The sequence below is a fragment of the Pseudomonas sp. 57B-090624 genome (genome assembly GCF_003234055.1).
Taxonomy (GTDB): domain Bacteria; phylum Pseudomonadota; class Gammaproteobacteria; order Pseudomonadales; family Pseudomonadaceae; genus Metapseudomonas; species Metapseudomonas tohonis.
The window spans coordinates 1-10,829 of record NZ_QKRU01000120.1 but is presented as its reverse complement, the minus strand read 5'-3'; the positions used below and the strand labels follow the sequence as shown (position 1 = coordinate 10,829).

The following is a 10,829-nucleotide window of genomic DNA, read 5'->3' as shown; positions in this document are numbered from 1 at the left end:
ACTGGCAAGCAGATCGTCTGCGCAGCGATGCGCAAGCTGCTGAACATCGCCTATGGCGTCTTGAAATCGGGCCAGCCATTTGACGCAAAACTGGCCCTTGCTCACTAGGAATCAAGACGGTATCTACATTCCGGCCTACCGCCGAGGTTGGTTCGGGCGCGGTAATTCGTAGGGTGGATGGCGCTTTTTCATCCACCAAGCGGTGTTGGTCGTTAAACACGGAGTTCCCGTAGGTTGGGCTGAGGTACGAAGCCCAACGTCGCAAGGCCGGACGTCGCTCCGTTGGGCCTCGCTGCGCTCGGCGCCAACCTACGGTTGCGTGCAGGCCGGCAACCAGTATGTGGGGCTGGACGCCGCAATGGTGGATGGGTGAAGCGTCATCCACCCTACGCCACGGGTTGCTCCCACGGCCCTGACACAGCTGTTCCACCTCTCGTTGCGCCTGTCCTGCGCCTGCGACAGTTGCCCGCGTCTCCACTTCATCACGCTGGCGCCGTCACCCTCGCCAAACCCATCTGCCACGGGCCCTGCAGCCATCCAGCGCAACGCTGGCACAGCCATTGCGACAGGGCTGGGACCGTGGCGCGAGGCTGCGGCCCTAATAAGAATCGGAGACCCATTGATGAAGCACATCGGCCTGCAACGCAGCGGAGGCTGGGAGCCGCCGCCCGCCGCCTCGACCCTCAAGCACCTGATCGCCGCCATCGCCCTGGGCGTGGCCTGTTCCTCGGCCGCCTGGGCGGCCGACGTGGACGGCAAGCGCATCATCGCCGCCGACCAGGAGCCCGGTAACTGGATGAGCCACGGGCGCACCTACGACGAGCAGCGCTACAGCCCGCTGAAGACCATCAACGACAACAACGTCGGCAAGCTCGGCCTGGCCTGGAGCTACAAGCTCGACCTGGACCGCGGCGTGGAAGCCACCCCCATCGTGGTGGACGGGGTGATGTACACCACCGGCCCCTTCTCGGTGGTCTACGCGCTGGATGCGCGTAACGGCAAGCTGCTGTGGAAGTACGACCCGCAATCGGACCGCAACCGCGCCGGCGAGGCCTGCTGCGACGCGGTGAACCGTGGCGTGGCGGTGTGGAAGGACAAGATCTACGTCGGCGTGCTCGACGGCCGCCTGGAGGCCATCGATGCCAAGACCGGCAAGCGCGTCTGGTCGGTGGACACGCGCAACGACAAGAAGCGCAGCTACACCATCACCGGTGCGCCGCGCGTGGTGAACGGCAAGGTGATCATCGGCAACGGCGGCGCCGAGTTCGGCGTGCGCGGCTATGTCACCGCCTACGACGCCGAGACCGGCAAGCAGGCCTGGCGCTTCTTCACCGTACCGGGCGACCCCAAGCTGCCGCCGGAAGACAAGGCCATGGAGATCGCCCGCAAGACCTGGTACGGCGACGCCTTCGTCGAGCAGGGTGGCGGCGGCACCGCCTGGGACTCCTTCGCCTTCGACCCGGAGCTGAACCTGCTCTACATCGGCGTCGGCAACGGCTCGCTGTGGGACCCGAAATGGCGCAGCCAGGCCAAGGGCGACAACCTGTTCCTGTCCTCCATCGTCGCGGTCAACGCCGACACCGGCGAATACGCCTGGCACTACCAGACCACCCCCGGCGACGCCTGGGACTTCACCGCCACCCAGCACATGATCCTCGCCGAGCTGCCCATCGAGGGTAAGCAGCGCAAGGTGCTGATTCAGGCACCGAAGAACGGCTTCTTCTACGTCATCGACCGCGCCACCGGCGAGTTGCTCTCGGCCAAGGGCATCGTGCCGCAGAACTGGACCAAGGGCATGGACATGAAGACCGGCCGGCCCATCGTCGACGAGGAGAACGCCGCCTACTGGAAGAACGGCAAGCGCAACCTGGTGACCCCGGCCTTCTGGGGCGCCCACGACTGGCACCCGATGTCCTACAACCCCAACACCGGGCTGGTGTACATCCCGGCGCACATCATGTCGGCCTACTACGAGCACATCCCGGATGCGCCCAGGCGCAACCCGTTCAAGAGCATGTACCAGCTGGGCCTGAAGACCGGGATGATGCCCGAGGGCCCGGACGGCCTGCTGGAAATGGCCAAGACCTGGTCCGGCAAGCTGATCGCCTGGGACCCGGTGAAACAGGAGCCGGTCTGGGAGGTGCCCTACGTCACCATCTTCAACGGCGGCACCCTGAGCACGGCGGGCAACCTGGTGTTCGAGGGCAGCGCCGATGGCCGGGTGATCGCCTACGCCGCCGACAGCGGCAAGAAGCTCTGGGAGCAACCCGCCGCCAGTGGCGTGATGGCGGCACCTGTGACCTACAGCGTCGACGGCGAGCAGTACGTGACCTTCATGGCCGGCTGGGGCGGCGCCTTTTCCACCTTCGCCGGGGCCCTGTCCCTGCGTGCCGGCGTGCAGCCCTTCTCCCAGGTGCTGACCTACAAGCTCGGCGGCACCGCCAAGCTGCAGGAGCCGGCACCGCCGGCCGACGCCCCGGAGCCGCCGCCACTGACCGCCAGCGCTGCGGACGTCGAGGCCGGCGCCAAGCTCTACGACGGCCACTGTTCCCAGTGCCACGGCATCCACGCGGTGAGCGGCGGCGTGCTGCCGGACCTGCGCAAGCTGACGACCGAGAAGCACCAGATGTTCCTCGGCATCCTCTACGGCGGTCGCGTGCCCGACGGCATGCCGTCCTTCGCCGAGGCCTTCAACGCCGCCGAGGTCGAGCAGATCCACCAGTACCTGATCAAGCGCGCCCATGACCTCAAGCAGGAAGGCGACGCCTGGAAGCGCTTCAGCGCCAAGTGATCCGCCGGGCGGGCCGGATGCCCGCCCGTTCCCCTCCCTGAAAGCAAGCGAGAGCGACCATGACCGAGACCCCCCTCTACCAGAACTACATCGCCAACGCCTTCGTCGGCAGCGACCAGCACATCGAGGTGCACAACCCGGCCAACGCCGAGCTGCTGGCGCGGGTGCCCGAATCCCCCGTCGAGCAGGTGGAACGCGCCATCGCCGCCGCCCGTGGCGCGCAGAAGGCCTGGGCCGCGAAGCCGGCCATCGAGCGCGCCGGCTACCTGCGGCAGATCGCCACCAAGGTACGCGCCAATGCCGAGCGCCTGGCGCGGATCATCACCCGCGAACAGGGCAAGGTGCCGGCGCTGGCGCTGGTGGAGGTCAACTTCACCGCCGACTACCTGGACTACATGGCCGAGTGGGCGCGGCGCCTGGAAGGCGAGGTGCTGACCAGCGACCGGGTCAACGAACACGTGTTCCTGCTGCGCAAGCCGCTGGGCGTGGTGGCCGGCATCCTGCCGTGGAACTTCCCGTTCTTCCTCATCGCCCGGAAGATGGCGCCGGCCCTGCTGACCGGCAACACCATCGTCATCAAGCCCAGCGAAGAAACGCCGATCAACTGCTACGAATTCGCCCGCCTGGTGGCCGAGACGGACCTGCCCAGCGGCGTGTTCAACGTCGTTGGCGGGCGTGGCGCCAGCGTTGGCCACAGCCTCACCAGCCACGCGGGCGTGGACCTGATCAGCTTCACCGGCAGCGTCAACACCGGCGCGCGGATCATGGCCGCCGCCGCGCCGAACATCACCAAGCTCAACTTGGAGCTGGGCGGCAAGGCCCCGGCCATCGTCCTCGCCGACGCCGACCTGGACCTGGCGGTGACCGCCATCACCGCCTCGCGGGTGATCAACACCGGGCAGGTGTGCAACTGCGCCGAGCGCGTCTACGTCGAGCGCAAGGTGGCCGATGCCTTCATCGACAAGATCGCCTCGGCCATGGCCGCCACCCGCTACGGCGACCCCTCGGAGGACGCCGAGCTGGATATGGGCCCGCTGATCAACCAGGCCGGCCTCGACAAGGTCGCGCAGATGGTGCGCACCGCCCAGGGCCAGGGTGCCCAGGTGGTCACCGGCGGCGCCGTGGCCGACAAGGGCAAGGGCTTCCACTACCAGCCCACGGTGCTGGCCGGTTGCAAGGCGGACATGGAGATCATGCGCAAGGAGATCTTCGGCCCGGTGCTGCCGATCCAGATCGTCGACGACCTCGACGAAGCCATCGCCCTGGCCAACGACAGCGAGTACGGCCTGACCTCGTCCATCTACACCCGCAGCCTCGGCGCGGCGCTGAAGGCCAGCCGCGAGATCGACTTCGGCGAGACCTACGTCAACCGCGAGAACTTCGAGGCCATGCAGGGCTTCCACGCCGGCACGCGCAAATCCGGCATCGGTGGCGCGGATGGCAAGCACGGGCTGTACGAGTTCACCCACACCCATGTGGTGTACATCCAGGCGTGAGGGGCAGGCGTGGCGGTGGTGTTCGCCGTCACGCCTGATCGCGAATGAATTCGCCCCTACGGGTCAGAACATCTCATTGGGCTGGACGATGCCGTGTTTCTTCATCTTGCGGTACAGCGTGGAGCGGGAAATGCCCGAGGCCTCGGCCGCGGCGCTGATGTTCCAGCGGTGCTGGCGCAGGGTGGCCAGCAGGTGCCGGGCCTCGTCGTCACCCAGCTGGCCGGCGAGGCTGGCGGGCGCTTCGGCGCGGGGCGCGAGCGTGGCGGGGAGGGCAGCCTGATGCAGCTCGGCGGGCAGGCAATCGCAGTCGATCACGCCGTCCTCGGCCAGGGCCACCGCGTAGCGCAGGGCATTGAGCAACTGGCGGATATTGCCCGGCCAGGGATGGGCGAGCAGGCGCTGGCGGGCCGCCTCGTCCAGGTGCAGCCCTTCGGCGCCGGGCTGGGCGGCGAGCAGGGCCTCGATCAGCTCGGCGCGGTCGCTGCGTTCGCGCAGGGCCGGCAGGGAGAGGGTCATGCCGCTGAGGCGGTAGAACAGGTCCTCGCGGAACAGCTTGGCCTGGATCATCCCGGCCAGGTCCTGGTGGGTGGCGGAGACCACCTGCACATCCAGCGGCACCGGTGCTTCGGCGCCCAGGGGGAAGAGCTCGCGCTCGGCCAGCACGCGCAGCAGGCGCGTCTGCAGGTGGGCGGGCATGTCGCCGATCTCGTCGAGGAACAGGGTGCCGCCGTTGGCCAGCTCCAGCTTGCCCTTCATGCCCTTCTTGCTGGCGCCGGTGAAGCTGCCGCCGCGGTAGCCGAACAGTTCGCTCTCGATCAGCGTCTCCGGGATCGCCGCGCAGTTGAGTGCGACGAAGGGCCCGGCACGGCGGGCGCTGGCCTGGTGGATGGCGCGGGCGAAGGCCTCCTTGCCGGTGCCGGTCTCGCCGGTGATGAGGATGGGAATGCCCTTGTCGATCACCTTGCGGATACGCCGCACGCCTTGCTGCAACTGTGGGTCGCTGCCGCCGAGGCGTTCCAGATTGGGGTGCTCGCTGGCCGCTGTGCGCACCTGCGGAGCGGGCGTGGCCGGGCGCAGGTGCCCGGCGGGAATGCGCAGGCCGACGTCCACCAGCGCCTCGCCCTGCAGGGCGCGCAGGCGCACGCCACGGGCGCCGCCGCTGGTGAGGCTGAGCAACTCGTCGACGTTGGCCGGCAGCAGGCTGTCGATGCGCCGGCCGAGCAGGGCGCTGCCGGGGTCTTCTTCATGGGCGACGAAGGCGGCGCGGTTGGCGCCGATCACCCGGCCCTGTTCATCCAGGGCCAGCAACTGTTCGTTGGCCAGGTCGGTGATGTCGTCGCGGGGCTTGATGGACAGGGTCAGGCGGTCGCGGTAGCTCTGGCGGAAGTGGGCGTTCTCGATCAGCCGCGCGTACAGGATCACCAGTTGCAGGGTCAGGTACTGCGCCTCCTTGGGCCCGTCGCTGTTCAGGCAGGTGGCGTTGAGGCAGCCGCGCAGCCGGCCCTGGGGGTCGAAGATCGGCGACACCGAGCAGCTCAGCCGTGCGTTGGCCGCGAGGAAGTGTTCCTGGCGGTGGATGGTCAGCGCCTGGCCGGCCGCCAGGGCGGTGCCGATGCCGTTGGTGCCGACCACGGACTCGTCCCAGCGGGCGCCGACGATCAGGCCGGACTGGGTGTAGCGGTCGCGCTCGGCGGGCAGGCGGGCATCCAGGGTGATGCCGTCCTCGTCGCTGAGCAGCACCGCGAAACCGGCCTGCACCACGCGGCGGGCGAGGCCGGTGACGCCCTGGCTGGCGATGGCCAGGTATTCCTGGTGCTGGGCCTGGTGCTGGCGGATCTCGGCGGCGGTGAGGATGTTCTTCTCGCCACGCCCGCTCGGGTCGAGGCGGTGCTGGGTGACGCTGCGGTACCAGGACTGGGCGATCAGCCCGTCGGGGCGGATGCCGCGCCCGGGGAAGTGGTGGTCGACGAAGGCCGCGAGTTCGCTGGCGCTGGTCTCCGAGGCAGGCAAGGTCATAGGCACTCCCGTTGGCCGTTGGCGGCCCCTGGGGGCGCACCTCGGCGTCTTGTTGTTTTTGTCGAACCGGCAGCCCGGCCGGACGCTCCAACCATAGACCGCAGGGCTGCCGCCCGCCGTTATCCATCCGTCGGAGGTGGCCTGGATACAGCAAGGCACATGCCGAAAGCTTCAGTCGCCGCCGCAAGGCCCGGCCCAGGGCGCCTCGTCGCCGGGCCCTGCCGTGCGGGGCGCATGGGCAGCCGTCGCAGCGATGCGACAGCTGTAGCGGGCGGGCGCACAGCTGTCGCACGCACGCTACCAAATCAGGACCGGAACTCGTTCGAAAGTAGCATTCGGGGGTATCGGGCCTGGTGGTTAACTCAAACCTGCCGGAATTCTCCGGCGCCATAAGAAGAGGATCGACCCATGTGGACTAAACCCGCCTATACCGACCTGCGCATCGGCTTCGAAGTGACCATGTACTTCGCCAACCGCTGATCGTCCTTGCCCCGGTCCGCCGGGGCTTCCCGCCAGGGGTTCCCATGCATATCCAGATTCTCGGCTCCGCCGCCGGCGGAGGCTTTCCGCAGTGGAACTGCAACTGTCGCAACTGCGCCGGCCTGCGCGCCGGCACCCTCAACGCCGAGGCGCGCACCCAGTCCTCCATCGCCCTGAGCGATGACGGGATCAACTGGGTGCTGTGCAACGCCTCCCCCGACATCCGCGCGCAGATCGAGGCCTTCCCGGCGTTGCAGCCGGCCCGGCGCCTGCGCGACACGGCCATCGCCGCGGTGCTGCTGATGGACAGCCAGATCGACCACGTCACCGGCCTGCTGACCCTGCGCGAGGGCTGCCCGCATTCGGTGTGGTGCACGGAGATGGTCCACCAGGACCTGACCAGCGGCTTCCCGCTGTTCACCATGCTGCAGCACTGGAACGGCGGCCTGCTCTGGAACCCCATCGCCCTGGACGGCGAGCCCTTCAGCATCCCCGCCTGCCCGGGGCTGCGCTTCACCGCCATCGCCCTGCGCAGCAGCGCGCCGCCCTATTCGCCGCACCGGGGCAACCCGCACCCGGGCGACAACATCGGCCTGTTCGTCGAGGACCTGCGCACCGGCGGCTCGCTCTTCTACGCGCCGGGCCTGGGCCAGGTGGACGAGGCGCTGCTGGGCTGGATGCGCCGCGCCGACTGCCTGCTGGTGGACGGCACCCTCTGGCGCGACGACGAGATGCGCCTGTGCGAGGTGGGCGACAAGCTCGGCAGCGAGATGGGCCACCTGCCGCAGAGCGGCCCCGGCGGCATGCTGGAGGTGCTGGGCGGCCTGCCGGACAAGCGCCGGGTACTCATCCACATCAACAACACCAACCCCATCCTCGATGCCGATTCCGCCGAGCGCGCCGAACTGGACGCGCGCGGTATCGAAGTGGCCCGCGATGGCATGGCCATCCGCCTCTGAGCCGGTGGCGCATAACAAGGAGCTGTCCATGCAACAGACCGCCATGAGTCCCGAGCAATTCGAACAGGCACTGCGCGCCAAGGGCGCCTACTACCACATCCACCACCCCTTCCATGTGGCCATGTACCAGGGCCGCGCCAGCCGCGAGCAGATTCAGGGCTGGGTGGCCAACCGCTTCTACTACCAGGTGTGCATCCCGCTGAAGGATGCGGCGATCCTCGCCAACTGCCCGGACCGCGACACCCGCCGCGAGTGGATCCAGCGCATCCAGGACCACGACGGCGCACCGGGCGAGGCGGGCGGCATCGAAGCCTGGCTGCGCCTGGCCGAGGCGGTGGGGCTGGACCGTGAGCAGGTGCTGTCCCAGGAACTGGTGCTGCCGGGGGTGCGCTTCGCCGTGGACGCCTACGTCAACTTCGCCCGCCGCGCCAGCTGGCAGGAGGCGGCGAGCAGCTCGCTGACCGAACTCTTCGCGCCGCAGATCCACCAGTCGCGGCTGGACGCCTGGCCCACCCACTACCCCTGGATCGACCCGGCCGGCTACGACTACTTCCGCTCGCGCCTGTCCCAGGCCCGGCGCGATGTGGAGCACGGCCTGCGCATCACCCTGGCGCACTACCGCACGGTGGAGCAGCAGGCGCGCATGCTGGAGATCCTGCAGTTCAAGCTCGACGTGCTGTGGAGCATGCTCGACGCCATGAGCATGGCCTACGAGCTGGAGCGCCCGCCCTACCACACGGTGACCCGCGAGCGGGTCTGGCACCGGGGGTTGGGGCAATGAGCGAGGAGCTGCAATCGAAGACCCCGCAACTGCGCCGGGGCTTCCGCTTCCAGTTCGAACCGGCCCAGGGCTGCCATGTGCTGCTCTACCCGGAAGGCATGATCAAGCTCAATGAGAGCGCCAGCGAAATCCTCAAGCTGATCGACGGCCAGCGCAGCGTCGCCGCCATCATCGACGACCTCACCGGGCGCTTCCCCGATGTGCCGGGGGTGGACGAGGACATCCTCGCGTTCATGGAGGTGGCCAGTGCTCAGTTCTGGATCGAGTTGCGTTGAACCACTCGGCACGGCCCGCCAGCCCGGCCCGCCCTTATGGCTGCTGGCCGAACTGACCTATCGCTGCCCGCTGCAGTGCCCGTATTGCTCCAACCCCCTGGATTTCGACCGCCAGGGCGCGGAGCTGTCCACCGCCGAGTGGATCGAGGTGTTCCGCCAGGCCCGTGAGCTGGGGGCGGCGCAGCTGGGCTTCTCCGGTGGCGAGCCGCTGGTGCGCCAGGACCTGGCCGAGCTGATCCGCGCGGCACGCGGGATGGGCTATTACACCAACCTGATCACCTCCGGCATCGGCCTCACCGAGACGCGTATCGCCGAGTTCGCCGAGGCGGGGCTGGACCATATCCAGATCAGTTTCCAGGCCGCCGACGAGGCGGTGAACAACCTGCTGGCCGGCTCGCGCAAGGCCTTCGCCCAGAAGCTGGCCATGGCCCGGGCGGTGAAGGCGGCGGGCTACCCGATGGTGCTCAACTTCGTCACCCACCGGCACAACATCGACAACATCGAGCGCATCATCGACCTGTGCCTGGAGTTGGAGGCGGACTTCGTCGAACTCGCCACCTGCCAGTTCTACGGCTGGGCCGAACTCAACCGCGCCGGCCTGCTGCCGACCCGCGAGCAGCTGGAGCGCGCCGAGGCCATCACCAACACCTACCGGGACAAGCTGGCGGCCCAGAACCACCCCTGCAAGCTGATCTTCGTCACCCCGGACTACTACGAGGAGCGCCCCAAGGCCTGCATGAACGGCTGGGGCAACCTGTTCCTCGACATCACCCCGGATGGCACCGCCTTGCCCTGCCACAGCGCACGGCAGCTGCCGGTGCAGTTTCCCAACGTGCGCGAGCACAGCATCCGCCACATCTGGCAGGACTCCTTCGGCTTCAACCGCTTCCGGGGCGATGCCTGGATGCCCGAGCCGTGCCGCTCCTGCGACGAGAAGCACCGCGACTTCGGCGGCTGCCGCTGCCAGGCCTTCATGCTCACCGGCGACGCCACCAATGCCGATCCGGTGTGCAGCAAGTCGGCGCACCACGGCATCATCCTCGACGCCCGCCGCCAGGCCGAGGAGGCGCCACGGGGGATGGGCGAACTGGTGTTCCGCAACCCGGGCAATGCGCAGCTGATCGCCAAGGCCTGAGCCTTCGCCGCAGGAGGAATCCCGATGCCCATCGCCCCCTACGGCACCTGGCCCAGCGCCTTCAGCGCCCTCGATGCAGCAGGCGCCAGCCGTGACTTCGCCGAGCTGAAGCGCTGCGCCCACGGCCTGCTATGGACGCTTTTCGACCCGGCGGACGCGCGCACCACGCTGTGGCTGTGGCGCGACGGCGAAGCGCGCTGCCTGACACCACCCGGATTCTCCCTGCGCAGCCGGGTGCACGAGTACGGCGGCGGTGCCTTCTGTGCCACCGCCGAGGGCGTCGCCTTCGTCAACGAGGCGGACCAGCAGCTTTATCTCCAGCGCCTCGACGGCGCACCCCGGCCACTGACGCGGCAGCCCGGCAGCCGCTTCGGCGACCTGCAGTTCGACGCCAGGGGTGAGGCGTTGCTGGCGGTGGAAGAGCGGCACGGCGGTGAGGCGGTGCGCAACCGCCTGGTGAGCATCGCCCTGGCCGATGGCGCACGCAGGGTGGTGGCCGAAGGCGCTGACTTCTACGCCGCGCCGACCCTGGACGCTTGCGGGCGCCGCCTGGCCTGGATCGAGTGGAACCGACCCGAGCAGCCCTGGACCGCGACCCGCCTGTGCGTGGCCCTGCGTGACGACGACGGCACCTGGCAGGCCCCGCGGCGGGTGGCGGGCAACGGGGGCGACGAGTCCCTGCAACAGCCCCGTTTCACCGTCGACGGTCGCCTGCTGTGCCTGAGCGATCGCCACGGCTGGTGGCAGCCCTGGGAGGAGGCCGCCTCCGGCTGGCAGCCCATGACGGGCTTCGAGGCGGCTGACCACGCCGCCGCGCCCTGGCAACTGGGTGCCTGCACCTGGTTGCCGCTGGAGGCGGGTGGGGTGCTGTCGAGCCGCTTCGAGCAGGGCTTCGG

Annotated in this window: 8 protein-coding genes and 2 pseudogenes; 9 read left to right on the top strand and 1 reads right to left on the bottom strand. The window is 68.8% G+C overall.

Annotated features, from left to right (window positions below; all coding sequences use genetic code 11):
• From DMX10_RS30835 to aldA, 3 genes and pseudogenes are all read left to right on the top strand, one after another.
• A pseudogene (locus tag DMX10_RS30835) lies at positions 1-108 on the top strand (IS110 family transposase); the annotation flags it as partial.
• Between the two features lie 514 nt (positions 109-622).
• On the top strand, positions 623-2,791 hold the full coding sequence (locus DMX10_RS30830) for a PQQ-dependent dehydrogenase, methanol/ethanol family (protein WP_111264667.1): 2,169 nt from the start codon (positions 623-625) through the stop codon (positions 2,789-2,791).
• A 59-nt stretch (positions 2,792-2,850) separates the two neighbouring features.
• Positions 2,851-4,287: an aldehyde dehydrogenase gene (gene aldA, locus DMX10_RS30825; protein WP_111264666.1), complete on the top strand. Its 1,437-nt coding sequence runs from the start codon at positions 2,851-2,853 to the stop codon at positions 4,285-4,287.
• 63 nt (positions 4,288-4,350) lie between these two features.
• On the opposite strand, the gene DMX10_RS30820 is transcribed toward aldA, so the two are convergent.
• On the bottom strand, positions 4,351-6,303 hold the full coding sequence (locus tag DMX10_RS30820) for a sigma-54-dependent Fis family transcriptional regulator (protein ID WP_111264665.1): 1,953 nt from the start codon (positions 6,301-6,303) through the stop codon (positions 4,351-4,353).
• Positions 6,304-6,711: 408 nt separating this feature from the next.
• Here DMX10_RS30820 and pqqA point away from each other — a divergent pair, with 408 nt between their 5' ends.
• The 6 genes and pseudogenes from pqqA to DMX10_RS30790 all read left to right on the top strand — a co-directional run.
• Positions 6,712-6,783: a pyrroloquinoline quinone precursor peptide PqqA gene (pqqA, locus tag DMX10_RS30815; protein ID WP_003243383.1), complete on the top strand. Its 72-nt coding sequence runs from the start codon at positions 6,712-6,714 to the stop codon at positions 6,781-6,783.
• A gap of 44 nt (positions 6,784-6,827) precedes the next feature.
• Complete coding sequence (gene pqqB, locus DMX10_RS30810; protein ID WP_111264664.1) at positions 6,828-7,742, top strand: pyrroloquinoline quinone biosynthesis protein PqqB; 915 nt, start codon at positions 6,828-6,830, stop codon at positions 7,740-7,742.
• A 28-nt stretch (positions 7,743-7,770) separates the two neighbouring features.
• A complete protein-coding gene (pqqC, locus tag DMX10_RS30805) occupies positions 7,771-8,523 on the top strand; it encodes a pyrroloquinoline-quinone synthase PqqC (RefSeq protein ID WP_111264663.1) in 753 nt (250 codons plus the stop codon).
• Complete coding sequence (gene pqqD / locus DMX10_RS30800; RefSeq protein ID WP_111264662.1) at positions 8,520-8,798, top strand: pyrroloquinoline quinone biosynthesis peptide chaperone PqqD; 279 nt, start codon at positions 8,520-8,522, stop codon at positions 8,796-8,798. The genes pqqC and pqqD overlap by 4 nt, the downstream gene beginning before the upstream one ends.
• Entirely contained in the window at positions 8,770-9,933 is a 1,164-nt protein-coding gene (gene pqqE, locus DMX10_RS30795) for a pyrroloquinoline quinone biosynthesis protein PqqE (RefSeq protein ID WP_111264661.1), read from the top strand. The genes pqqD and pqqE overlap by 29 nt, the downstream gene beginning before the upstream one ends.
• Before the next feature lie 24 nt (positions 9,934-9,957).
• Positions 9,958-10,829 (top strand): annotated as a pseudogene (locus DMX10_RS30790) (S9 family peptidase); the annotation flags it as partial.

Bases quoted from the DNA above. Each gene is read 5' to 3' on its own strand.
- DMX10_RS30830 (WP_111264667.1), top strand. From the start codon at position 623: ATGAAGCACATCGGCCTGCAACGCAGCGGAGGCTGGGAGCCGCCGCCC.
- aldA (WP_111264666.1), top strand. From the start codon at position 2,851: ATGACCGAGACCCCCCTCTACCAGAACTACATCGCCAACGCCTTCGTC.
- DMX10_RS30820 (WP_111264665.1), bottom strand. From the start codon at position 6,303: ATGACCTTGCCTGCCTCGGAGACCAGCGCCAGCGAACTCGCGGCCTTC.
- pqqB (WP_111264664.1), top strand. From the start codon at position 6,828: ATGCATATCCAGATTCTCGGCTCCGCCGCCGGCGGAGGCTTTCCGCAG.
- pqqC (WP_111264663.1), top strand. From the start codon at position 7,771: ATGCAACAGACCGCCATGAGTCCCGAGCAATTCGAACAGGCACTGCGC.
- pqqD (WP_111264662.1), top strand. From the start codon at position 8,520: ATGAGCGAGGAGCTGCAATCGAAGACCCCGCAACTGCGCCGGGGCTTC.